Annotated in this window: 21 protein-coding genes; 18 read left to right on the forward strand and 3 right to left on the reverse strand. The window is 71.4% G+C overall.

Annotated elements, in window-relative coordinates; all coding sequences use genetic code 11:
- The first annotated feature begins 15 nt into the window (after window positions 1-15).
- Entirely contained in the window at window positions 16-2,298 is a 2,283-nt protein-coding gene (locus RWM17_RS02010) for a bifunctional (p)ppGpp synthetase/guanosine-3',5'-bis(diphosphate) 3'-pyrophosphohydrolase (protein ID WP_314100886.1), read from the forward strand.
- Window positions 2,299-2,365: 67 nt separating this feature from the next.
- Here the strand turns inward: RWM17_RS02010 and RWM17_RS02015 are convergent, their stop codons facing one another.
- The 3 genes from RWM17_RS02015 to RWM17_RS02025 form a co-directional block, all read right to left on the reverse strand.
- Window positions 2,366-2,920 (reverse strand): type IV toxin-antitoxin system AbiEi family antitoxin, encoded by a 555-nt coding sequence (locus RWM17_RS02015; protein WP_314100887.1) that lies wholly within the window; start codon window positions 2,918-2,920, stop codon window positions 2,366-2,368.
- 93 nt (window positions 2,921-3,013) lie between these two features.
- A complete protein-coding gene (locus RWM17_RS02020) occupies window positions 3,014-4,252 on the reverse strand; it encodes a DUF349 domain-containing protein (protein ID WP_314100888.1) in 1,239 nt (412 codons plus the stop codon).
- Window positions 4,253-4,336: 84 nt separating this feature from the next.
- Window positions 4,337-5,122 (reverse strand): peptidylprolyl isomerase, encoded by a 786-nt coding sequence (locus RWM17_RS02025; protein WP_314100889.1) that lies wholly within the window; start codon window positions 5,120-5,122, stop codon window positions 4,337-4,339.
- 83 nt (window positions 5,123-5,205) lie between these two features.
- Here RWM17_RS02025 and RWM17_RS02030 point away from each other — a divergent pair, with 83 nt between their 5' ends.
- From RWM17_RS02030 to pyrF, 17 genes are all read left to right on the forward strand, one after another.
- Window positions 5,206-6,615, forward strand: coding sequence for a replication-associated recombination protein A (locus RWM17_RS02030; protein ID WP_123545918.1), 1,410 nt, complete (start codon window positions 5,206-5,208; stop codon window positions 6,613-6,615).
- A gap of 255 nt (window positions 6,616-6,870) precedes the next feature.
- The gene (rpsD, locus tag RWM17_RS02035) at window positions 6,871-7,500 is read left to right on the forward strand and encodes a 30S ribosomal protein S4 (RefSeq protein ID WP_146900693.1); all 630 of its coding nucleotides are present in this window, start codon (window positions 6,871-6,873) and stop codon (window positions 7,498-7,500) included.
- 166 nt (window positions 7,501-7,666) lie between these two features.
- Complete coding sequence (locus tag RWM17_RS02040; protein ID WP_314100890.1) at window positions 7,667-7,903, forward strand: hypothetical protein; 237 nt, start codon at window positions 7,667-7,669, stop codon at window positions 7,901-7,903.
- Window positions 7,904-7,970: 67 nt separating this feature from the next.
- On the forward strand, window positions 7,971-10,643 hold the full coding sequence (gene alaS / locus RWM17_RS02045) for an alanine--tRNA ligase (protein ID WP_314100891.1): 2,673 nt from the start codon (window positions 7,971-7,973) through the stop codon (window positions 10,641-10,643).
- 7 nt (window positions 10,644-10,650) lie between these two features.
- Window positions 10,651-11,160, forward strand: coding sequence for a Holliday junction resolvase RuvX (gene ruvX / locus RWM17_RS02050; RefSeq protein WP_314100892.1), 510 nt, complete (start codon window positions 10,651-10,653; stop codon window positions 11,158-11,160).
- A 3-nt stretch (window positions 11,161-11,163) separates the two neighbouring features.
- Window positions 11,164-12,411, forward strand: coding sequence for an endolytic transglycosylase MltG (mltG, locus tag RWM17_RS02055; RefSeq protein WP_314100893.1), 1,248 nt, complete (start codon window positions 11,164-11,166; stop codon window positions 12,409-12,411).
- Window positions 12,408-13,013, forward strand: coding sequence for a shikimate kinase (locus tag RWM17_RS02060; RefSeq protein WP_314100894.1), 606 nt, complete (start codon window positions 12,408-12,410; stop codon window positions 13,011-13,013). The genes mltG and RWM17_RS02060 overlap by 4 nt, the downstream gene beginning before the upstream one ends.
- A complete protein-coding gene (gene aroB / locus RWM17_RS02065; protein ID WP_314100896.1) occupies window positions 13,010-14,101 on the forward strand; it encodes a 3-dehydroquinate synthase in 1,092 nt (363 codons plus the stop codon). The genes RWM17_RS02060 and aroB overlap by 4 nt, the downstream gene beginning before the upstream one ends.
- Window positions 14,102-14,180: 79 nt before the next feature.
- Window positions 14,181-14,744 carry an elongation factor P gene (gene efp / locus RWM17_RS02070; protein WP_123545904.1) on the forward strand — a complete coding sequence of 188 codons (564 nt, stop codon included), beginning with the start codon at window positions 14,181-14,183 and terminating at the stop codon, window positions 14,742-14,744.
- A gap of 18 nt (window positions 14,745-14,762) precedes the next feature.
- Window positions 14,763-15,173, forward strand: a complete 411-nt coding sequence (nusB, locus tag RWM17_RS02075) for a transcription antitermination factor NusB (protein ID WP_146900715.1) — start codon at window positions 14,763-14,765, stop codon at window positions 15,171-15,173.
- A gap of 106 nt (window positions 15,174-15,279) precedes the next feature.
- Window positions 15,280-15,822 (forward strand): bifunctional pyr operon transcriptional regulator/uracil phosphoribosyltransferase PyrR, encoded by a 543-nt coding sequence (pyrR, locus tag RWM17_RS02080; protein ID WP_314100899.1) that lies wholly within the window; start codon window positions 15,280-15,282, stop codon window positions 15,820-15,822.
- Complete coding sequence (locus tag RWM17_RS02085) at window positions 15,819-16,775, forward strand: aspartate carbamoyltransferase catalytic subunit (RefSeq protein ID WP_314100902.1); 957 nt, start codon at window positions 15,819-15,821, stop codon at window positions 16,773-16,775. The genes pyrR and RWM17_RS02085 overlap by 4 nt, the downstream gene beginning before the upstream one ends.
- The gene (locus RWM17_RS02090) at window positions 16,772-18,142 is read left to right on the forward strand and encodes a dihydroorotase (protein WP_314100904.1); all 1,371 of its coding nucleotides are present in this window, start codon (window positions 16,772-16,774) and stop codon (window positions 18,140-18,142) included. The genes RWM17_RS02085 and RWM17_RS02090 overlap by 4 nt, the downstream gene beginning before the upstream one ends.
- Entirely contained in the window at window positions 18,139-18,663 is a 525-nt protein-coding gene (locus RWM17_RS02095) for a hypothetical protein (protein WP_314100906.1), read from the forward strand. Before RWM17_RS02090 ends, RWM17_RS02095 begins: the two co-directional genes overlap by 4 nt.
- Entirely contained in the window at window positions 18,656-19,840 is a 1,185-nt protein-coding gene (gene carA / locus RWM17_RS02100) for a glutamine-hydrolyzing carbamoyl-phosphate synthase small subunit (RefSeq protein WP_314100907.1), read from the forward strand. Before RWM17_RS02095 ends, carA begins: the two co-directional genes overlap by 8 nt.
- Complete coding sequence (carB, locus tag RWM17_RS02105; RefSeq protein WP_314100909.1) at window positions 19,840-23,115, forward strand: carbamoyl-phosphate synthase large subunit; 3,276 nt, start codon at window positions 19,840-19,842, stop codon at window positions 23,113-23,115. The genes carA and carB overlap by 1 nt, the downstream gene beginning before the upstream one ends.
- The gene (pyrF, locus tag RWM17_RS02110) at window positions 23,112-23,996 is read left to right on the forward strand and encodes an orotidine-5'-phosphate decarboxylase (RefSeq protein WP_314100911.1); all 885 of its coding nucleotides are present in this window, start codon (window positions 23,112-23,114) and stop codon (window positions 23,994-23,996) included. Before carB ends, pyrF begins: the two co-directional genes overlap by 4 nt.
- Window position 23,997 lies beyond the last annotated feature (1 nt).

Below are 23,997 nucleotides of genomic sequence, written 5' to 3' on the forward strand. Positions count from 1 at the left end.
CGAGGAGGCGCGGTCGTGACCGAGATCACCACGAGGGAGACACCCCCCAGTCCCGAGCAGGGCGGCACGGCGTCGCTCCGCACCCTGCTGCCGAGGCTCTTCTCCCGCAGCCAGCCCGCCGGCGCCGTCGACCGCCTCGTCAAGACGGTCCGGATGCACCATCCGAAGGCCGACCTCGTCGTCATCGAGCGTGCCTACACGGTCGCCGAGAAGGCGCACCGTGGCCAGCTCCGCAAGAGCGGCGAGCCCTACATCACGCACCCGGTTGCCGTCGCGCAGATCCTCGCCGACCTCGGCATCGGCTCGAAGACGATCGCCGCTGCGCTGCTCCACGACACCGTGGAGGACACCGACTACACGCTCGACATGCTGCAGCGCGACTTCGGCGACGAGATCGCCATGCTCGTCGACGGGGTGACGAAGCTCGACAAGCTGAAGTACGGCGACAGCGCCCAGGCCGAGACCGTGCGCAAGATGGTCGTCGCGATGTCGAAGGACATCAGGGTGCTCGTGATCAAGCTCGCCGACCGGCTGCACAACGCCCGCACGTGGGGCTTCGTCGAGTCGTCGTCGGCGACGCGCAAGGCGACCGAGACGCTCGAGATCTACGCCCCCCTCGCTCACCGGCTGGGCATCCAGGCCATCAAGTGGGAGCTGGAGGACCTGAGCTTCGCCGTCCTCCACCCGAAGCTCTACGTCGAGATCGACAACCTCGTCAGGCAGCGCACGCCGCAGCGCGAGCAGTTCGTCCAGAACGTCATCAACGCGGTCAAGTCCGATCTCAAGTCGACGAAGATCCGCGGCGAGGTGGTCGGTCGGCCGAAGCAGTACTACTCGATCTACCAGAAGATGATCGTGCGGGGTCGCGAGTTCGACGAGATCTACGACCTCGTCGGCATCCGCGTGCTCGTCACGTCGCTGCGCGACTGCTACGCCGTGCTCGGCTCGATCCACGCCCGCTGGAACCCGATCCCCGGTCGCTTCAAGGACTACATCGCGACGCCCAAGTTCAACCTGTACCAGTCGCTCCACACGACGGTCATCGGCCCCAAGGGGCGACCGGTCGAGATCCAGATCCGCACGCACGAGATGCACCAGCGGGCCGAGTTCGGCGTCGCAGCCCACTGGAAGTACAAGCAGAGGATGAACGGCGGTCGTGACGACACGGCCACCGGCGCCCGTACCGAGACCGACATGGCGTGGCTGGCGCACATCTCCGACTGGCAGGCCGAGACCGCCGACCCAGGGGAGTTCCTCGACAGCCTCCGCTTCGAGATCGGCGCGAAGGAGGTCTACGTCTTCACGCCCCAGGGCAAGGTCATCGGCCTCCCCTCGGGAGCGACGCCCGTCGACTTCGCCTACGCCGTGCACACCGAGGTCGGGCACCGCACGATGGGTGCCAAGGTCAACGGCCGTCTCATCCCGCTCGAGAGCGTGCTCAACAGCGGCGACGTCGTCGAGGTCTTCACCTCGAAGAACCCCGACTCCGGTCCCAGCCAGGACTGGCTCGGCTTCGTCAAGAGCCCGCGTGCCCGGAACAAGATCCGGCAGTGGTTCACGAAGGAGCGCCGCGACGAGGCGATCGAGCAGGGCAAGGACGCGATCGCCCGTGCGATGCGCAAGCAGAACCTGCCGCTGCAGAAGCTGATGAACCAGGACAGCATCTCCGAGGTGGCGTCCCAGCTCCGCTACGACGACGTCTCGAGCCTCTACGCCGCCGTCGGCGAGGGCCACCTGTCGACCCAGTCGGTCATCGAGAAGGTGCTCGCCTCCGTCCAGCAGCAGACCGAGGTCGAGGGGGAGTACGAGTTCCCGAGCAAGGGCGTGTCCCGTCCCCTCCGCAACAGCGACTCGGGCGTCCTCGTCCGCGGCGCGCCCGACATCCTCGTGAAGCTCGCGAAGTGCTGCACGCCCGTCCCCGGCGACCAGGTCGTCGGGTTCGTGACGCGTGGGCAGGGCGTCAGCGTGCACCAGGCCACCTGCCACAACGTGCAGGGCCTCATGCAGGAGCCCGAGCGGATGATCGAGGTCGAGTGGGCCCCGTCGTCGAAGAGCGTCTTCCTGGTCCAGATCCAGATCGAGGCCCTCGACCGCGCGGGCCTGCTGTCCGACGTCACGCGAGTGCTGTCCGAGCACCACGTGAACATCCTCTCGGCCAACGTGTCCACCTCGGACGAGCGCCTGGCGATCAGCCGCTTCGTCTTCGAGATGGGCGACACGACGCACCTCGACCGTGTGCTCAACGCCGTGCGTCGGATCGACGCCGTCTACGACGTCTACCGGGTCAGCGCCGGCTGAGCCGGGGCGTCCGGCACGGGCCGCGCACGGCGGGCCCGCGAGGAGCGCGGATGCCGCACCACGGGGATCAGACCACTAGGGGGTCCACGAGCGTCCGCAGTCGGTCCGCCGCCCGCCGTCGGCCCGGCAGGCGGCCGTGTCGTCGCACGAGGCCGGTGACCCGACGCGGATCGACGCGGTGCTCGACGAGCAGGGTGCGCACGAGGCGCTCCGCCTCGACCGACCAGTCGTCGGCCCGGAGCAGGTCGAGGACGGTGCGGGTCGGGGTCGTCACCCGGACGCGCCCGACCTGCGAGATCTCGTCGGCGTCGATGAGGACCTCGCCCACCGCGACGTCGGGCCTGTCGTCGTGGTGACGTGCCCACGACGGCACCACCGCCTCCAGCCTGCGGGGAGCCCCGGCCCGTGCTCCCCAGATCCAGGCGGCCGTGCCCCGTGCCGCCACGACCACCGTGCCGAGGCGGTTGGCCAGGGCCTCCGCCCGCCGCCACGCGTCGTCGGGATCGGCGATCGACGCCCAGCTGTCGGCCACCCGGCAGACCTCGCCGTCGAGCGCCGCGGCCTGCAGCTCGACCTCGGGAAGGTCACGAGCGGTCAGGAGTCTGGGCAGGGCGGGGGACACCGCCCCAGCATGGCCGCCGAGGCCCAGGACGACGAACCGCCCGCCGCCTCCTGTGGAGAACGGCGGGCGGTCAGGACCCGGGGGAGGCGCGGGTCAGGACCCGAGGGCGTCCAGCCAGACGCGACGAGCGTCGAGGGCCTCGCGCGCCTCTTTCACCTTGCGGGCGTCGCCGCCGGCCTCGGCCTCGGCGAGCTCGTCCTCGAGCTTGGTGATCGCGTCCTGCAGCTGGCTCGCGAGCCCTTCGGACCGGGCCTTGCGCTCGGGGTTGTTCTTCTCCCAGTGCGTCTCGTCGAGCTGACGGACGTGCGACTCGACCTTGCGCAGCCTGTCCTCGACGGGTCGGACCTGGTCGCGCGGCACACGGCCGATCTCGTCCCAGCGGAGCTGGATCGTGGTGAGCGCCTCTCGTGCCGACACGCGGTCGTCGTTCGTGAGGATCTTCTCGGCGTCGTCGAGCAGGGCGAGCTTGGCCGTGAGGTTGTCCGCGTACTCGGCGTCGTCCTGCGCGACGATCTCGCCCTTGGCGGCGTAGAGCACGTCGCCGGCGCGCTTGAAGCGGGCCCAGAGCGCGTCGTCGTACTTCTTGCCCGCACGACCGGCGCGCTTCCAGTCGTCGAGCAGACGCCGGTACTCGGGGATGCCGTCGGCGCCCTTGCTCGCGAGGGCGTCGGCGGACTCGACGAGCGCCTGCTTGCGCTGGCGCGCCTCGCGGTGCGTGGCGTCGAGGTCGGCGTAGAACGCCTTGCGGTGCTGGTCGATGGTCGAGCGAGCCGTACGGAACCGCTTCCAGAGGTCGTTGCCCTCGCCCTTGGGGATCCGGGGGCCTTCGGTCTGGTGCTTCTGCCAGCGGGCGAAGATGTCGTCGACGGAGGCGGTGACCTGCTTCCACTGCACGCGCGCGGGGTCCTGCGCGGCGAGGGCCTCGGCCTCCGCGACCAGGGAGGTGCGGTAGGCGACGGCCTCGACCAGCGCCTCCTGCGCCTCGGCGCTCTGCTTCTCGGTCAGCTCGCCCACCGTGCTGTCGAGGGCGTCGACGCGGGTGCGGAGCGCGGCGAGGTCGCCGACGGCGCTCGGCTCGACGAGCAGCTGCTTCAGGTGCGCGACCGTCTTGGTCACGTCCGACGCCGAGGCGCCCCGCTTGACCCGCTGCTCGAGCAGGGTGACCTGCCCGTTCAGCTCGGTGTACTTGCGCTCGTAGTAGGCGAGGGCCTCGGCGGGCGTGGCGTCGGGGTACTGCCCCACAGCCCGCTCGCCGTCGCCCTCGCGCACGTAGACGGTTCCGTCGTCGTCGACGCGGCCCCAGGGTGCCTGATCGTCAGTAGCCACTGTCATCCCTTGCTGGAGGTGCTCGTCGCGGAGCCCAGGACGGGCCCCGGCGATGGGTGCCCAGCCTATTGCACGAGCAGGGACGCCCGCCTACTCCAGCGTCAGTGACGTGATCGTGGTCGGCACGACCGGGGCGCCGTCGTTCGGGACCTCGGCGGTGGACGGGGTCAGGCCCGCGTCCGTGATGTTCGCCGTGAGCTGGTCGAGGCCGCTCGTGACCCGGCCGACGACGGTGTAGCCGCCCGTCGACGCGTCGAGGTAGGTGTCCCCGTAGGTGACGAAGAACTGGGTCGACTGCGAGTCCGGCTCGGCGCCCCTCGCCATCGCGATGGTGCCGGTCGGGTAGAGGCCGTCGGCCGGCACGTTCTCGAGGGGCCCGAAGGTGAAGCCCGCGTCGCCCGTGCCGTCGCCGTTCGCCGAGCCGCACTGGATGAACTTCGCCGTCTCGGCGTCGCTCATCCGGTGGCAGGTCGTGTCGGTGTAGAAGCCCTGCTGCGCGAGGTCGATGATCACCGAGGCGGCCTGGGGCGCCGTGGCCCCGTCGAGCTCGACGCCGAGCTGGACGTCGTCGTTGAGGTCGAGCTGCCCCGTCCAGGTGCGTCCCTCGGCGATGTCGGCGCTGGGGACGTCCCCGGTCGCCGACGCCGATTCCGAGGGGGAGGGGCTGGCGGAGGCGGTGGCCTCGTCGGCGCTGCCGTCCGTGTTCCACACCACCTGGGTGACGACCGCGAGGCCGACCACGACCACGACGCCGACGGCGGCGAGGAGGTTGTCCCGGCGACGGCGGCGCACCTGCGTCTCGTGCACCCGCTGGCGGGCCGTGTACGCCCTCAGCCGGTCGCGTGCCTCACGGTCCTGGTTCCTGCTCGGTGCCACGTGTCCTCCATGCCGGTGATGTCCCGGACGACTGTATCCGAGCCGCCGGTCGGTGTCGGCGGCCCGGTCTACCATTGGTCCTCATGAGCCCGCTCCCGCAGAGCTCGACCCCCCTCGCGGTCCGCATGCGCCCCACCAGCCTCGACGAGGTCGCCGGTCAGCGACACCTCCTCCGGCCCGGCTCCCCGCTCGTCACCCTGGCGAGCGACACCACCGGCGAGCAGGGCGCCGTCTCCGTCATCCTCTGGGGCCCGCCCGGCACCGGCAAGACCACGCTCGCGCAGGCGATCGCCCACACGTCGGGGCGGCAGTTCATCGAGCTCTCGGCGGTGACGGCCGGCGTGAAGGACGTCCGGCAGGTGATGGAGAAGGCGCTGACGAACCGCGACCTCTACGGCACGACGACCGTCCTGTTCCTCGACGAGATCCACCGCTTCACGAAGGCGCAGCAGGACGCGCTGCTGCCGGGAGTCGAGAACGGCTGGGTGATCCTCATCGCGGCGACGACCGAGAACCCGTCGTTCTCCGTCATCACGCCGCTGCTCTCCCGGTCGCTGTTGCTCACGCTCGAGCAGCTGAGCGACGACGACCTCGGAGACCTCGTCCGGCGGGCGGTCGTCGACCCCCGCGGCCTGGCCGACAGGGTCGTGCTGGACGACGAGGCGCTGGCGACGATCGTCCGCCTCGCGTCCGGAGACGCCCGTCGGGCGCTGACCGCCCTCGAGGCCTCGGCCCACTCCGCCGCCGCGACCGCCGAGGAGGCGCGCGGAGCCCGTCCTGACGACCCGTCCGCCGACGCCGACGCCGACTACGACCCCGACGCCGAGTACGACGACCCGGACGACGCCGACGACCGGCCGGTGATCACGGCCGAGACGGTGGCCCAGTCGGTCGACCGGGCGCTGCTCCGCTACGACCGCAACGGCGACGAGCACTACGACGTCATCAGCGCCTTCATCAAGTCGGTCCGCGGCTCCGACGTCGACGCCGCGCTGCACTACCTCGCCCGGATGATCGAGGCCGGCGAGGATCCTCGCTTCATCTGCCGTCGCATCATCGTGTCCGCCGGCGAGGACATCGGCATGGCCGACCCGAACGCCCTCACGGTCGCCGTCTCGGCGGCCACCGCCGTGCAGATGATCGGCATGCCGGAGGGGCGCATCCCGATGGCCGAGGCCGTCGTCTACCTGGCGACCGCACCGAAGTCCAACCGTTCCTACAGCGCCCTCGACGCCGCGATCGCCGACGTCCGTGCCGGTGCGGCCGGCCCGGTGCCCAAGCACCTCCGCGACGCGCACTACCCGGGTGCGAAGCGCCTCGGCCACGGCAAGGGCTACAAGTACTCGCACGACTCCGAGTTCGGGGTCGTCGAGCAGCAGTACCTGCCTGACGAGCTCGTCGGTCGCACGTACTACGACCCGACGGCCAACGGCAACGAGCGCGACGTCGCCGCCCGGCTCGAGAAGCTGCGTCGGATCACCCGCGGCGGCTGATGCCGGGCGAGAGGCCGTCAGCTGGTCGGCGACACGCGCCCACGTCGGGGTCGCCCGCCAGACCGTGCTCCTGTATGCTCGGGGGGTTGCCTGCACTCGGGCGTCGACGCGCGGCTGCTGATGACGACCCGACCAAGGTGGTCCGACCTGTAGCCGGTCTCCACCGCGGCGATCATCCCTCTTGTTAGGCCCGTCGGCGCTCACGCGCCTGGCTGGCGGAACATCACCACCGACAAGATCTCGATAGGAACACGCATGTCCACCAAGTCCCGCACCCGGAGCAAGACGCGTCTCTCGCGTGCTCTCGGCATCGCCCTCACCCCGAAGGCCGCCCGCTACCTCGAGAAGCGTCCCTACGCTCCCGGCGAGCACGGCCGCACCAAGCGCAAGACCGACAGCGACTACGCCGTCCGTCTCCGCGAGAAGCAGCGCCTGCGTGCCCAGTACGGCATCCGCGAGGCCCAGCTCAAGATCGTCTTCAACGAGGCCCGCAAGGCCTCGGGCCTGACCGGTGAGAACCTGGTCGAGCTGCTCGAGACCCGTCTCGACGCCCTCGTCCTGCGTGCCGGCTTCGCCCGCACCACGGCGCAGGCTCGCCAGATGGTCGTGCACCGTCACATCCTCGTCGACGGCAAGCTCGTCGACCGCCCCTCGTTCCGCGTCAAGCCCGGCCAGATGATCCACGTCAAGGCCAAGAGCGAGACGACCGAGCCCTTCCAGGTCGCCGCGGCCGGCGGCCACGTCGACCTGCTGCCCAAGACCCCGGGCTACCTCGAGGTCGAGATCGACAAGCTGCAGGCCCGCCTCGTGCGTCGCCCGAAGCGCGCCGAGGTCCCCGTGACCTGCGAGGTCCAGCTGGTCGTCGAGTACTACGCAGCCCGCTAGCACCACCCGCACCGCTTCCGAGGGAGCGCTCCACGTCACGTGGGGCGCTCCCTCGGTCGTTCCCGATCGAGCTCCTCCCTCCGCCGTTCCCGGCGGACGACGACGACGAAGTAGGCTGACGTGTCGTCCCGTGTGCTCGTCACGGGACACGTCGTGAGGAGCACCCGTGAAGAACCTGGTCCTGCTGTCCGTCGGAGTCGCGCTCGGCCTCGTCGGTGCGCACCTCCTCAACTCGACCCCGCGTGGCCGCCGGTTCTTCGGCGAGCTCGACGGCGGACTCGACCACTTCCGCGCCGCGGTGGTCGACGGGTACCGCTCCCGCGACGCCGAGCTCCGTGCCGCGGACCCGAGCGACGACGGCGAGCCCACGGCAGGGCCGGCCGGCACCATCAACGCGAGCTGACCGCGCGAGGCGCCCGCCGCCTCCTCGTCAGCAGCCCCACCGACCGACCCCCTCCCTCAGGAGAACCATGCAGACCGCCGAGATCCGCCGCCGTTGGCTCGACTACTTCGGGGAGCGCGGGCACACCGTCGTCCCGTCCGCCTCGCTGGTCAGCGACGACCCGTCGCTGCTCTTCACCGTGGCCGGCATGGTGCCGTTCATCCCGTACCTGACCGGTCTCGTGCCGACCCCGTACGCGCGCGCGACGAGCGTGCAGAAGTGCATCCGCACCAACGACATCGAGGAGGTCGGCAAGACCCCCCGGCACGGCACGTTCTTCCAGATGAACGGCAACTTCTCGTTCGGCGACTACTTCAAGGAGGAGGCCATCGGCTACGCCTGGGAGCTGCTGACCTCGAGCGAGGCCGACGGCGGCCTCGCGTTCTCGCCCGACGACCTCTGGGTCACCGTCTACGAGGAGGACGACGAGGCGATCGCCCTCTGGAAGAAGGTGGCGGGCCTCCCCGACGAGCGCATCCAGCGCCTCGGCAAGGACACCAACTACTGGCACACCGGCCAGCCCGGCCCCGCGGGCCCGTGCTCCGAGATCTTCTTCGATCGCGGCCCGGCCTACGGCGCCGACGGAGGCCCCGCCACGGACGACGACCGCTACGTCGAGATCTGGAACCTGGTGTTCATGCAGTACCAGATCGAGAACGTCCGGTCGAAGGTCGATTTCGACATCGTCCGCGAGCTGCCGAACAAGAACATCGACACCGGCATGGGCCTGGAACGTGTCGCGTTCCTCAAGCAGGGCGTCGACAACATGTACGAGATCGACCAGGTCCGTCCCGTGCTCGACGCCGCCTCCGAGCTGTCCGGGCGCCGCTACGGCGCCGTCCACGACGACGACGTGCGGATGCGCGTCATCGCCGACCACGTCCGCAGTGCCCTGATGCTCATGAGTGACGGCGTCCGGCCGTCCAACGAGGGCCGCGGCTACATCCTGCGCCGCCTGCTGCGGCGCTCGGTCCGATCGATGCGCCTCCTGGGCGTCGAGGGCACCACCTTCCCGGTCCTGTTCGCAGCGTCCCGCGACGCGATGAAGTCGGCCTACCCCGAGGTCGAGCGCGACTGGGACAGGATCTCGGGCCTCGCCTTCGCCGAGGAGGAGACGTTCCTCCGCACCCTGGCCGCCGGCACGAGCATCCTCGACATCGCCGTCGAGGACACCAAGGACGCGGCAGGGGCAGGCACCCAGCCCCGCCTGGCCGGCGACACGGCCTTCCTGCTGCACGACACCTTCGGGTTCCCGATCGACCTCACCCTCGAGATCGCCGAGGAGAGCGGCCTCACGGTCGACCGTGAGGCGTTCGACCGGCTCATGAGCGAGCAGCGCGCCCGCGCCAAGGCCGACGCCAAGTCGCGCAAGGTGGCCCTCGCCGACCTGAGCGTCTACAGCGCCTTCCGTGCGCAGGGCGAGACCGTGTTCACCGGGTACGACGTGCTCGACACCGAGACGCGCGTGCTCGGCCTCATCGTCGACGGCGCCAGCGTCGACCGCGCCGTCGCGGGCGACATCGCCGAGGTGATCCTCGCCGAGACGTCGCTGTACGCCGAGTCGGGCGGCCAGGACGCCGACGCCGGCAGCATCGTCGGCACGGGCTTCGACCTCGAGGTCCTCGACGTCCAGAAGCCGGTCAAGGGCCTGGTCAGCCACCGTGTCCAGGTGCGCTCGGGAGAGGTCGGCGTCGGCGACGCCGCCACCAGCGTCGTCGACCCTGCCTACCGCCGCGGCGCCACGCAGGCCCACTCGGCGACGCACCTCGTGCACGCCGCGCTCAGGGAGGTGCTCGGACCGGAGGCGCACCAGGCCGGTTCGTACAACAAGGCCGGCTACCTCCGCCTCGACTTCAACTGGAGCCAGGCGCTCAGCCCGGCCACCCGCAGCGAGGTCGAGGAGGTCGCGAACGCGGCCGTGCGCGAGGACCTCGCCGTCACCACCCGCGTGCTGCCCCTCGACGAGGCCCGGTCGATGGGCGCGATGGCGCTCTTCGGCGAGAAGTACGGCGAGACGGTCCGGATGGTCGACATCGGCGGCCCGTGGTCGCGGGAGCTGTGCGCAGGTACCCACGTCGCCACGAGCGCCCAGATCGGCCTCATCAACCTCGTCAGCGAGACCTCCGTCGGCTCCACGAACCGTCGGGTGGAGTCGCTCGTCGGCCTCGACGCGTTCCGCGACTTCGCCGCGGAGCGGGCCATCGTCTCGCAGCTGACGTCCTCGCTCCGGACGCCGCGCGAGCAGCTCCCGGAGCGGATCGGCGACCTGGTGTCCAGCCTGCGCGCGGCCGAGAAGAAGATCGCGGAGTTCGAATCGGCGCAGCTGTCGCTGCGCGTCCCCGCGCTCGTCGAGCAGGCAGCTGCCGTCGGGTCCCTCACCGTCGTCGCCGAGTCGGTGGGCACGGTCAAGACGACCGACGAGCTGCGGTCGCTCGTCCTGTCGGTGCGCGAGCGCCTCGGCAGCGACTCCGCCTCGGTGGTCGCGCTGGCGGCCGACGTCGCCGGCAAGCCCGCCGTCATCGTCGCCACGACGGCCCCCGCCCGCTCGGCCGGCGTCAAGGCGGGTCAGCTCGCCCGCACGGCGGCGGGGATCCTCGGCGGAGGCGGCGGCGGGAAGGACGACCTGGCGCAGGGCGGCGGATCCGACGTCACCGCGATCACGACGGCGCTCACGGGCATCGTCGCCGCGCTGCGGTCCTGAGCGCCGCGTGAGGACGGGAGTGCGCCTCGGCATCGACGTGGGGAAGGCCCGCATCGGCGTCGCCCGCACCGATCCGTCAGGCATGATCGCGACGCCCGTCGAGACGGTGCCGCGAGCGGCGTCGGGGTCGGCTGACGTCGACGCCATCCTCGGCCACGTGTCGGAGCTCGACGCCGTGGAGGTGGTGGTCGGCCTCCCGCTGTCGCTGTCGGGCGGCGACACGGCGTCCACCGGCGACGCCCGCGACTTCGCGGCGGCCATCGCGGCCCGGTGTCCTGTTCCCGTGCGGCTGGTGGACGAGCGGCTGTCGACGGTGAGTGCGCAGACTGCACTTCGCGCTTCAGGGCGCAAGGGCAAGAGACAACGATCCGTCATCGATCAAGTCGCCGCTGTTATCATCGTCCAGCACGCGCTCGAGCTCGAGCGGTCGAGCGGTCTCCCGCCCGGCCATCTCGTGAGCGCCCCGGTCGTCGACGACGGCGCCGGAGACCGACCCGACACCGACGAAAGACGATGACGCGTGGCCGACGATCCGAACTGGGACGACATCTTCTCCTCCCAGCCCCCCACCGAGGCGAAGGACGACGCCGGTCGACCTCCCGCCGCAGCACCGAGCACCCGCAAGGCGACGCGCGAGCAGGAGAAGGCCCCTCGTCGAGCTGAGCGCCGTGCCGCCCGCGACGACGGCGGCCACCGGCCCCGTCGCAGCCGCAAGGGCGGCATCGTCCTCCTCGTCATCGCCCTCGTCGTCGTGGGAGGCGGCACCGCCGGCGTCGTCGCCGCGTGGGGCGCGGTCGCGCCCCTCGTCGCGAAGCTCGGGGGGAACGACGCGCCCGAGGACTACCCGGGCGCCGGCAACGGGACCGAGGTCTCATTCGCGATCACGAGCGGCGAGAACGGCTCGGACATCGCCACGAACCTCTTCGACAGCGGCGTCACTGCCAGCTTCGAGTCGGTCTACGCGATGCTCGTCGCCGACACCACCCTCACCTTCCAGCCCGGCACGTACACGCTCCAGCAGGAGATGAGCGCGACGTCGGCGGTCAGCGCCCTGCAGGACAGCGCGAACCGGGTTACCGACAAGCTCGTGATCCCCGAGGGCACCGCCGCCGCCGACGTCTACAGCCTCATCTCGTCGGCGACCGAGATCCCCGAGGCCGACGTCCAGGCCGCGGCGGCCGACGTGGCCTCCTTCGGCCTCCCTGCCGAGGCCACCTCCCTCGAGGGCTGGTTGTTCCCCGCGACGTACGAGCTCGATCCCGGGCTCGACGCGCACGGCTACCTGCAGCTCCTCGTCGACACGATGAAGCAGCGACTGGTCGACGCCGGCGTCGCACCGGCCGACCAGCAGCACGTCATCGTCTTCGCCTCGCTGATCCAGCGCGAGGCCGGTCTCGCGGACGACTACCCGAAGGTCGCGCGCGTCTTCCAGAACCGCCTCGACGACGGCATGCTCCTGCAGTCCGACGCGACCGTCGCCTACGGCACCGGCAACACCCACCGGGTCACGACGACCGACGAGGAGCGCGGTGACGAGTCGAACCCGTACAACACGTACCAGCACCTCGGCCTGCCGGTCGGGCCCATCTCCAACCCGGGAGACCTCGCGATCAACGCGGCCATCGCGCCGGCGGACGGCACGTGGCTGTACTTCGTGACGACGAACCTCGACACGGGCGAGACGACGTTCTCGACGACGCTGGCCGAGCACGAGGCCGCCGTGAAGGTGTGGCAGGCGTGGATGCGGGAGCACCCCGAGTACCAGTGACCCCCTCGACCGACACGAACGCCGCGGGCGCGGCACCGCTCGACCGCCCCGTGGCGATGATCGGCCCGATGGGCGCGGGCAAGTCCAGCATCGGCAAGAAGCTCTCCCGGCGCCTCGGCGTGGGGTTCCTCGACACCGATCGCCTGCTCGTGCAACGGCACGGCCCCGTGGCCGACATCTTCTCCCGTGACGGCGAGCCGCGCTTCCGCGAGCTGGAGCGCGATGTCGTCGCCGAGGCGCTCGCCTCGACCGGCGTGGTCTCGCTCGGAGGAGGCGCGGTGCTCGACCCGCTCACCCGGGAGCGCCTCCGGAGCGCCTCCGTGGTCCTCCTCACGGTGACGCCCGAGGCGGTGGCGGATCGGCTCGCGGGCTCGAGCCGTCCCTTGCTCGCCGAGGGCGGGATGGACGCCTGGCGGGCCATCGCGCTCGAGCGCGAGCCGGTCTACCGCAGCCTGGCCGACGTGGTCGTCGACACGTCGAGACGCCCCGTCTCCCACGTCGTCGACGACGTGGTCGCCTGGCTCGCCGCCGCCGCTGCCGCTGCCGCTGCCGCTGCCGGCTCACCCGACCTCCCGCACCACCGACAGGAAGACGACGCATGACCGACGAGACGACCGATGTCACCACCATCCGCGTCGAGGGCGAGGCCCCCTACGACGTCCTCGTCGGCCACGGGGTCCGCTCGCGCATCCCCGCCCTGCTCGGACCGCAGACGAAGAAGGTCCTGATCGTGCACGCGCCGACGCTCGGGCGCAAGGCGAACGAGCTGCGCGACGCGCTGGTCGAGGCCGGCCTCGAGGCCCTCATCGCCGAGGTCCCCGACTCGGAGGACGCCAAGCGCGTCGAGGTGGCGGCGTTCTGTTGGCAGGTGCTGGGCCAGGCCGACTTCACCCGGACCGACGCGGTGATCGGCCTCGGCGGGGGAGCCGTGACCGATCTCGCCGGCTTCGTCGCCGCGACCTGGCTCCGAGGCGTACAGCTCGTCCAGGTGCCGACGACCGTGCTCGGCATGGTCGACGCGAGCGTCGGCGGCAAGACCGGCATCAACACCGCCGAGGGCAAGAACCTCGTGGGCGCCTTCTGGGCCCCGACGGCCGTGGTGGCCGACCTCGACATGCTCGACACGCTGAGCCGCAACGAGATCCTCGCGGGCTTCGCCGAGGTCGTGAAGGCCGGCTTCATCGCCGAGCCCGAGATCCTCGACATCGTCGAGGCCGACGTCGACCGTGCCGTCGACCCGACGACCCCCGAGTTCCGACGGGTCGTCGAGCTGTCGATCGCCCTCAAGGCACGGGTCGTCGGCCAGGACTTCACCGAGCAGGGCCTCCGGGAGATCCTCAACTACGGGCACACGCTCGGCCACGCCGTCGAGCACGCCGAGCGCTACCAGTGGCGGCACGGGGCCGCGGTGTCGGTCGGGATGGTCTTCGCCGCCGAGCTCGGCCGGCTGACCGGGCGTCTGTCCGACGACGCCGTCGACCGCCACCGGCGCATCCTCGAGTCGCTGACCCTGCCGACGAGCTACCCCCTCGGCCGCTGGAACACGCTCCTCGCCACGATGCAGCGCGACAAGAAGGCCCGAGCCGGCATGCTCCGGTTCATCGTGCTCGACGACATCGGCAAGCCGACGGTCGTAACCGGCCCCGACTCGAGCCTGCTCTTCGCGGCGTACCAGGAGATCGGCTCCTGAGGGCTCGCGGCCCGTCCGCTACACTCGAACCCGGCCAGATCCGGCCCCACCCACCTCACTCCGATCGGACCTCGCACGCATGGCGACCACCAACGACATCAAGAACGGCGCCGTCCTCGACCTGGACGGCCAGCTCTGGAACGTGATCGAGTTCCAGCACGTGAAGCCGGGCAAGGGCGGCGCCTTCGTCCGCACCAAGATGAAGAACGTGCGCTCGGGCAAGGTCGTCGACAAGACCTTCAACGCCGGCACCAAGATCGAGTTCGCCAACGTCGACCGCCGCGAGTACACGTACCTCTACGCCGAGGCCGACGGGTACGTGTTCATGGACACCACGGACTACGACCAGATCAACGTGCCCGCCACCATCGTCGGCGACGCGAAGAACTTCATGCTCGAGAACCAGAACGTCCAGATGGCGCTGCACGACGGCAACCCGCTCTACATCGAGCTCCCCGCCTCCGTCGTCCTCGAGGTCACCTACACCGAGCCCGGCCTGCAGGGCGACCGCTCCACCGGCGGCACGAAGGCGGCCACCGTCGAGACCGGCTACGAGATCCAGGTCCCGCTGTTCCTCGAGACCGGCACCAAGGTCAAGGTCGACACGCGCGACGGCGGCTACCTCGGCCGCGTCAACGAGTAGTCGGCGGCCACCCGCACAGTGAGCGCACGCACCAAGGCGCGCAAGCGCGCCCTCGACGTCCTGTACGTCGCCGACATCCGCCAGATCAGCATGACCGACGCCCTGGCCGCCGAGACGGCACGGGCCCGTCAGGAGCCAGAGCGGAACTCCAGCTGGGGCTACGCCCGCGACCTCGTCCAGGGCGTCATCGACCACCAGGGCGAGATCGACGAGCTGATCGAGACGTACGCCCAGGGCTGGACGATGGCCCGCATGCCGACGCTCGACCGGGGCATCCTCCGGATCGGCGTCTTCGAGCTGCTGCACAACGACGAGGTCCCCGACCACGTGGCGATCAGCGAGGCGGTCGAGCTGGCCCAGTCGCTCAGCACGGACGACTCGGCTCCCTTCGTGAACGGGTTGCTCGGGCGCATCGCCACGAGCGGCTAGGCTCGGTGCCGGCGACGGGCACCCTCCACGGGGTGGCGACCGAGCCGGCACCACCACCACCGACGTCCTTTAAGTTCCGTCCCGAGAGGCGGGGAAGGAGGTCCGATTGAGCACACGCACCGTGCTGAGTCAGGCTGACATCACGCGCGCCCTGACGCGCATCTCCCACGAGGTCCTGGAGTCGAACCGGGGTCCGGACGGCCTCGTCGTGCTGGGCATCCCCACGCGAGGCGTCGTCCTCGCCGAGCGCATCGGCGCCCAGCTCTCGTCGATCTCCGGCGTCGCGGTCCCGACCGGCTCCGTCGACGTGACCATGTACCGCGACGACCTGCGCCGCAACCCGACGCGGGCCAGCCAGCCCACGCGCCTGCCCGACGGCGGCATCGACGGCGCGACCGTGGTGCTCGTCGACGACGTGCTCTACTCCGGCCGGACCATCCGTGCCGCCCTCGACGCCCTCAGCGCGCTGGGACGCCCCCGGGCCGTCCGCCTCGCCGTGCTCGTCGACCGGGGCCACCGCGAGCTGCCGATCCGCGCCGACTTCGTCGGCAAGAACCTGCCCACGTCGGCGGCCGAGCGCATCTTCGTGCGGCTGCACGGCGTCGACGACGACGAGCTCGTCGCCATCGAGGGCGGTGCCGACGCGTGAAGCACCTCCTCAGCACCGCCGACCTCGGTCGCGACGACGCCGTGCGCATCCTCGACGTCGCGGAGGACATGGCCGACGTCTCGACCCGTCAGGTCAAGAAGCTGCCGACCCTGCGCGGCACGACCGTCGTGAACCTCTTCTACGAGGACAGCACCCGCACCCGCATCTCGTTCGAGGCGGCGGCCAAGCGCCTCAGCGCCGACGTCATCAACTTCGCCGCCAAGGGATCGAGCGTCTCGAAGGGCGAGTCCCTCAAGGACACCGCCCAGACGCTGGCCGCGATGGGCGCCGACGGCATCGTCATCCGGCACCCGGCGTCCGGGGCTCCCCGTGTCCTCGCGGACAGCGGCTGGGTCGACGCCGGGATCGTCAACGCGGGCGACGGCACGCACGAGCACCCGACGCAGGCCCTGCTCGACGCCTTCACGATGCGTCGTCGGGTGCACGGCGACGCGAGCCGCGGCCGCGACCTCGACGGCCTCGAGGTGCTGATCGTCGGCGACATCCTGCACTCGCGGGTCGCGCGGTCCAACGCGTGGCTGCTGCGGACCCTCGGGGCGCACGTGACGGTGGTGGCGCCTCCCACGCTCCTGCCGGTCGACGTCAGCCGCCTGGGCGTCGACGTGCACTACGACCTCGACGAGGCGATCGCCCGGGTGCAGCCCGACGTCGTCATGATGCTGCGCATCCAGCAGGAGCGCATGGCCGAGGCGTTCTTCCCCAACGCCCGCGAGTACGCCCGTTCCTGGGGCCTCGGGGCGGCACGCTTCCGGTCCCTGCCGCCCGCGGCGCTCGTCATGCACCCGGGCCCGATGAACCGCGGCCTCGAGATCGGCGACGACGCCGCCGACTCGCCCCGCTCGACCGTGCGCGAGCAGGTCGGCAACGGCGTGGCCGTGCGGATGGCCGTGCTCTACCTCACACTCGCCGGCGACCGGGAGGACTCCCTGTGACCACCACCCACCTGCTCCGCGCCGTCGAGACCGTCGACGGCACCCGCACCGACGTCCTCGTGCGCGACGGGGTCGTCGTCGAGCTCGGCTCAGGCCTCAGCGCCACGGGGGCCGAGGTGATCGACGCCGACGGCCTGCTGGCGCTGCCCGGCCTCGTCGACCTGCACACGCACCTCCGCGAGCCGGGCGGCGAGGGGGCCGAGACGGTCCTCACCGGGTCCCGCGCGGCCGCCGCCGGCGGGTTCACCGCCGTCAACGCCATGGCCAACTCGTCGCCGGTCGCCGACACCGCGGGCGTCGTCGAGCAGGTGCAGGCCCTCGGCGAGCGAGCGGGCTACGTCACGGTCCGGCCGATCGGAGCCGTCACCCAGGGCCTCGAGGGCCGCCGGCTCTCCGAGATCGGCGCCATGGCCCGGTCCCGCGCGGCCGTCCGCGTCTTCTCCGACGACGGCCACTGCGTCTCCGACCCCCTGCTGATGCGCCGCGCGCTCGAGTACGTCAAGGGCTTCGGGGGAGTCGTCGCCCAGCACGCGCAAGAACCTCGCCTCACCGAGGGGGCCCAGATGAACGAGGGCGCCCTGTCGGCCGAGCTCGGCCTCGGCGGCTGGCCCGCCGTCGCCGAGGAGTCGATCATCGCCCGCGACGTCCTGCTCGCCGACCACGTCGGCGCCCGCCTGCACGTCTGCCACGTCTCGACCGCGGGCAGCGTCGAGGTCGTGCGCTGGGCCAAGGCGCGGGGCATCGACGTGACCGCCGAGGTCACTCCGCACCACCTCCTCCTCACCGAGGACCTGGTCTCGAGCTACGACTCGCGCTACAAGGTCAACCCGCCGCTCCGCCGGGCGGAGGACGTGGAGGCGCTGCGGGCGGCCCTCGCCGACGGCACGATCGACATCGTCGCCACCGACCACGCCCCGCACACCTCGGAGGCGAAGCACTGCGAGTGGGACGCCGCCGCGAACGGCATGGTCGGCCTCGAGAGCGCTCTCTCCGTCGTGCACCGGACGATGGTCGAGACGGGCCTGATCGGCTGGGCGGACGTGGCCCGCGTGCTGTCGGTCGCACCGGCGCGCATCGGGCAGGTGGAGGGGCACGGACGACCGCTGGCCGTCGGGGAGCCCGCCGAGCTCACCCTCTACGATCGAGGGGTGAGCAGGACCTTCGGCACCGAGCACCTGGCGGGCCGCAGCCGCAACTCGCCCTTCCTCGGGCACACGCTGCCCGGGCAGGTCGTCGCGACGCTGCACCAGGGCTACGCCACCGTCCGTGACGGCCTCGTCGTCGACGAGCGCGAGATCGCCGACCGCGCCGCACGGGTGGCCGCGGCGGCCGTGCTGGCCGCCCCCGAGCCCGCGGGTGCCCCGTGAACCGCTGGGTGATCGGCGCGGGCATCCTCGTCCTGCTCGTGTTCGTCGTCCTCCTCATGGTCCGCTCCTGGCGCGCCCGAGGTCGACGACAGGCGGACATCGCCCTGCCCGAGACGGCACCCGACGCGCTGTCGCCGGCGCTCGTCGAGCACGACGGGTTCTACGTCGCGACGACCCGGGCGGGCGACCCGCTCGACCGGATCGTGGTCGGCGGGCTCGGCTTCCGGGGCAGGGCCGTCATCTCGGTGCACCGGGAGGGCGTGCGCCTCGAGATCGCGGGCGAGCCCGCGAAGCTGGTCCGCGCCTCCTCGATCCGCGACGTCGGCCGCGCGACCTGGACCATCGACCGCGTGGTCGAGACCGACGGGCTCGTGCTCGTCGCCTGGAGCCTCGGCGACACCGACGTCGACACCTACCTGCGCGTCACGGACGACCCCCGCCCGCTCGTCGACGCCGTCCGCACCATCACGACCTCGGCCCCCACGGCCGGCACCACCACAGGAGAGCAGACCATTGACTGACGCGTCCACCACCACCCGGGCCGTCCTGGTGCTCGAAGACGGGACCCGCTACGCCGGCCGCGCCTACGGCGCCGTCGGGCGGACGCTCGGGGAGACCGTCTTCGCCACCGGCATGACCGGCTACCAGGAGACCCTCACCGACCCGTCCTACGCGGGGCAGATCGTCGTCATGACGGCCCCGCACATCGGCAACACGGGCGTGAACGACGAAGACCCCGAGTCACGTCGCATCTGGGTCTCGGGCTTCGTCGTCCGCGACGCCAGCCGCGTCGTCTCGAACCACCGTGCCCAGGGCAGCCTCGACGACCAGCTCGTCGCCGACGGCGTCGTGGGCATCCGCGGCATCGACACCCGCGCGCTGACCCGCCGCCTCCGCGACGTCGGCTCGATGCGCGGCGGCGTCTTCAGCGGACCCGACGCCGAGCTCGGCGACGACGAGCAGCTCGCCCTCGTGCGCGGCTCGGCCGACATGCGCGGCCTCAGCCTCTCGAGCCAGGTCTCGACCGTCGAGCCCTACGTGCTCGAGGCCGAGGGCGAGCTCGTCGGCTCCGTCGCGGTGCTCGACCTGGGAGTCAAGACGTCGACGCTGCGCTACCTCGCCCAGCGCGGCTTCCGCGTGCACGTCCTCCCGCAGGACACGACGCCGGAGCAGCTCCGCGCCCTCGCGCCCGACGCGCTCTTCTTCTCGAACGGCCCCGGCGACCCCGCGGCCAGCGACGCCCAGGTCGAGCTGCTGCGCGGCGCCCTCCGCGACGGCCTGCCCTACTTCGGCATCTGCTTCGGCAACCAGCTGTTCGGCCGGGCCCTCGGCTTCGACACGTACAAGCTGCCCTTCGGGCACCGCGGCATCAACCAGCCGGTGCTCGACAAGACGACCGGCAAGGTCGAGATCACGAGCCAGAACCACGGCTTCGCGGTCGACGCCCCCGTCGAGGGCGTGCTCGACTCGCCCGCCGGCTTCGGCCGCGTCGAGGTCAGCCACTTCAGCCTCAACGACAACGTCGTCGAGGGCCTCCGCGCCCTCGACATCCCGGCCTTCTCGGTGCAGTACCACCCCGAGGCGGCGGCCGGGCCCCACGACAGCAACCACCTCTTCGACCGCTTCCGCGAGGCGGTCGTGGCCCGCAAGTCCGGCCAGCCCGTCGACTTCGGCTCCGACCTCGAAAGCAGCAACTGATGCCCAAGCGCGCAGACATCAACTCGGTCCTCGTCATCGGCTCCGGGCCGATCGTCATCGGCCAGGCGGCCGAGTTCGACTACTCGGGCACCCAGGCGTGCCGCGTCCTCCGCGAGGAGGGGGTGCGCGTCATCCTCGTGAACCCGAACCCGGCCACGATCATGACCGACCCCGACTTCGCCGACGCCACCTACGTCGAGCCCATCACGTCCGAGGTCCTCGAGGCGATCATCGTCAAGGAGCGACCCGACGCGATCCTGCCGACCCTCGGCGGCCAGACGGCGCTCAACGCCGCCATCGCGCTCGACGAGGAGGGCATCCTCGCCAAGCACGGCGTCGAGCTGATCGGCGCCAAGGTCGAGGCGATCCAGAAGGGCGAAGATCGCCAGCTCTTCAAGGAGCTGGTGCTCGAGTCGGGCGCCGACGTCGCGAAGTCGTACATCGCGCACACCGTCGAGGAGGCGGTCGACTTCGCCGAGGACCTCGGCTACCCGCTCGTCATCCGTCCGTCGTTCACGATGGGCGGCCTCGGCTCGGGCTTCGCGTACACGCGCGACGAGCTCGTCCGCATGGTCACCGACGGCCTCCACCAGAGCCCCACCACCGAGGTCCTGCTCGAGGAGAGCATCCTGGGCTGGAAGGAGTACGAGCTCGAGATGATGCGCGACACGGCCGACAACACGGTCGTCGTCTGCTCGATCGAGAACGTCGACCCGGTCGGCGTGCACACGGGCGACTCGATCACGGTGGCCCCCGCGCTCACGCTCACCGACCGCGAGTACCAGAACCTCCGCGACATCTCGATCGACATCATCCGCCGGGTGGGCGTCGACACCGGAGGCTGCAACATCCAGTTCGCCATCGACCCTGCCGACGGCCGTGTCATCGTCATCGAGATGAACCCGCGCGTCTCGCGCTCCAGCGCGCTGGCGTCGAAGGCGACGGGCTTCCCGATCGCCAAGATCGCCGCGAAGCTGGCCCTCGGGTACCGCCTGGACGAGATCCCGAACGACATCACGAAGGTGACGCCCGCCTCCTTCGAGCCCACCCTCGACTATGTCGTCGTCAAGGTGCCCCGGTTCGCCTTCGAGAAGTTCCCCGCGGCCGACACGACCCTCAGCACGACGATGAAGAGCGTCGGCGAGGCGATGGCCATCGGCCGCAACTTCGCCCAGGCGCTGCAGAAGTCGCTGCGCTCGCTCGAGAAGCGCGGGTCGAGCTTCCACTGGGAGGGCGAGCCCGGCGACCGGGAGGCGCTGCTCGCGCTGGCGCACACGCCCACCGACGGCCGCATCGTCACCGTCCAGCAGGCCCTCCGTGCCGGCGCCACGGCCGAGCAGGTCTTCGACTCGACCGCCATCGACCCCTGGTTCATCGACCAGGTCGTCCTCATCAACGAGGTCGCCGACGAGATCGCCGCCGCGGCCGAGCTCGACGCCGAGCTGTTCGCGCACGCCAAGGACCACGGCTTCAGCGACGTCCAGATCGGCCAGCTGCGCGGGCTCGGCGAGCAGGAGGTGCGCGAGCTGCGCTGGTCGCTCGGCGTGCGCCCCGTGTTCAAGACGGTCGACACCTGCGCGGGGGAGTTCCCCGCGCTGACCCCGTACCACTACTCGAGCTACGACCTCGAGACGGAGGTCGCCCCGAGCGACCGCCGCAAGGTGGTCATCCTCGGCTCGGGCCCGAACCGCATCGGCCAGGGCGTCGAGTTCGACTACTCGTGCGTGCACGCCAGCTTCGCCCTGAGCGACGCGGGCTACGAGACGATCATGGTCAACTGCAACCCCGAGACGGTCTCGACCGACTACGACACGAGCGACCGGCTCTACTTCGAGCCGCTCACCCTCGAGGACGTCCTCGAGGTCGTGCACGCCGAGTCCGCCAGCGGCGAGCTCGTCGGCGTCGTCGTGCAGCTCGGCGGCCAGACCGCCCTCGGCCTCGCCAAGGGCCTCGAGGCGGCCGGCGTCCCGATCCTGGGCACCTCGCCCGACGCCATCGACTCCGCCGAGGAGAGAGGGCTGTTCTCCGCGATCCTCGACGAGGCCGGCCTGCTGGCCCCGCGCAACGGCACCGCGACCGACTACGAGACCGCCGTCTCCGTCGCCGAGGAGATCGGCTACCCCGTGCTCGTCCGCCCCTCGTACGTGCTCGGCGGCCGCGGCATGGAGATCGTCTACGACAGCCCCTCCCTCGCCGACTACTTCGTCCGCGTGAGCGACCAGGCGATCATCGGACCGGACGCGCCCCTGCTCGTCGACCGGTTCCTGGACGACGCGGTGGAGATCGACGTCGACGCCCTCTACGACGGCACCGAGCTCTACGTCGGCGGCGTCATGGAGCACATCGAGGAGGCGGGCATCCACTCGGGCGACTCGAGCTGCACCCTGCCTCCGGTGACCCTCGGCAAGGGCGAGATCGACCGCGTCCGCGAGGCCACGCTCGCCATCGCGGAGGGCATCGGCGTCCGCGGCCTGCTCAACGTGCAGTTCGCGATCGCGGCCGGCGTCCTCTACGTGATCGAGGCGAACCCCCGGGCGAGCCGCACGGTGCCGTTCGTCTCGAAGGCGCTCGGCATCCCGCTCGCCAAGGCGGCGTCGCTCGTCATGGTCGGCCAGGGCGTCCGCGAGCTCGTCGAGAGCGGGCTGCTGCCCGCCCAGGACGGCTCGGACGTGCCGCTCGACTCCCCGATCTCCGTCAAGGAGGCGGTGCTCCCGTTCAAGCGGTTCCGCACGAAGGAGGGCCAGGTCGTCGACAGCGTCCTCAGCCCCGAGATGCGCTCCACCGGCGAGGTCATGGGCATCGACCGGGACTTCCCCCGCGCCTTCGCGAAGAGCCAGACGGCGGCGTACGGCGGGCTGCCCACGACGGGCACCGTCTTCGTCAGCGTCGCCGACCGTGACAAGCGCGCCATCGTGCTGCCCGTCCTGCGCCTCCAGCAGCTCGGCTTCCGCGTGCTCGCGACCGAGGGCACGGCGACCGTGCTCATCCGCAACGGGATCGCGGCCGAGATCGTCGGCAAGTACAGCGCCGGCGGCGAGAGCGTCGTCGACCTGATCAACCGGGACGAGGTCGACATCGTGATCAACACGCCGAGCGGCTCTAGCGCCCGCGCGGACGGCTACGAGATCCGCGCCGCCACCGTCGCGGCCGACAAGGCCCTCTTCACCACGATCGCGCAGCTCGGGGCGGCGGTGGCCTCGATCGAGGCCATCCACACTCCGTTCGACGTCACGAGCCTGCAGGACTACGGTCTGGCGCGGGCGGCACGGCGGTGACGGGCGCCTCCGTCGCCGCTGCCGTCCCGGCCGCCTCCTTCGGCGCCCGCCTCGCCGACGTCCTCGAGACGACCGGGGGCCTCTGCGTCGGCATCGACCCGCACGCGTGGCTCCTCGACGAGTGGGGGCTGCCGACCAGCGCGGCCGGCGCGCGCGAGCTCGGCCTGCGCGCGGTCGAGGCGACCGCCGGGTCGGCCGGGGTGGTGAAGCCCCAGGTGGCCTTCTTCGAGCGCTGGGGCTCGGCCGGCTTCGCCGCGCTCGAGGACGTCCTCGCGGCTGCCAGGCACGCCGGGCTCATCGTGATCGGGGACGCCAAGCGCGGCGACGTCGGCAGCACGATGGACGGCTACGCCGAGGCCTGGTTCGCCCCCGACTCGCCCCTCCGGGTCGACGCCCTCACGGTGTCCCCGTACCTCGGCTTCGACTCGCTCCGCAGCACGATCGACCGGGCCCGTCAGGTCGGCGCGGGCGTCTTCGTCCTCGCCGCGACCTCCAACCCGGAGGCGCGGGACGGGCAGACCGCGAGCGTCGCCGGCCCCGACGGCACGTCACGGACCCTGGCGGCAGGTATCGTCGACCAGGTGCGAGACGACGACCAGGCAGCGGGGGAGACCCGACTCGGCTCCGTGGGCCTCGTGCTCGGGGCGACCGTCGACCTCGCGTCGTACGGCATCGACACGGCGGCGCTGACCGGCGTCCCCGTCCTCGCGCCCGGCTTCGGCCACCAGGGGGCTCGCGTCTCCGACCTGGCGGCCCTCTACGGCGCGGCGGCGCGCACCGTCCTCGTCTCGACCTCCCGGGGCGTCCTCGCCGCCGGCCCCGACGGCATGGCCGCGGCCGTCCGCGACGCCGCGGAGGAGGTGCGCTCGTGCCTCGCATGAC

Origin of the sequence: uncultured Frigoribacterium sp., assembly GCF_963515265.1 — a bacterium.
Lineage (GTDB): Bacteria > Actinomycetota > Actinomycetes > Actinomycetales > Microbacteriaceae > Frigoribacterium.

Excerpts from the sequence above, each read along its gene's own strand:
- RWM17_RS02020 (WP_314100888.1), bottom strand. The coding sequence starts at position 4,252 with ATGACAGTGGCTACTGACGATCAGGCACCCTGGGGCCGCGTCGACGAC.
- RWM17_RS02030 (WP_123545918.1), top strand. The coding sequence starts at position 5,206 with ATGAGCCCGCTCCCGCAGAGCTCGACCCCCCTCGCGGTCCGCATGCGC.
- rpsD (WP_146900693.1), top strand. The coding sequence starts at position 6,871 with ATGTCCACCAAGTCCCGCACCCGGAGCAAGACGCGTCTCTCGCGTGCT.
- alaS (WP_314100891.1), top strand. The coding sequence starts at position 7,971 with ATGCAGACCGCCGAGATCCGCCGCCGTTGGCTCGACTACTTCGGGGAG.
- aroB (WP_314100896.1), top strand. The coding sequence starts at position 13,010 with ATGACCGACGAGACGACCGATGTCACCACCATCCGCGTCGAGGGCGAG.
- efp (WP_123545904.1), top strand. The coding sequence starts at position 14,181 with ATGGCGACCACCAACGACATCAAGAACGGCGCCGTCCTCGACCTGGAC.
- carB (WP_314100909.1), top strand. The coding sequence starts at position 19,840 with ATGCCCAAGCGCGCAGACATCAACTCGGTCCTCGTCATCGGCTCCGGG.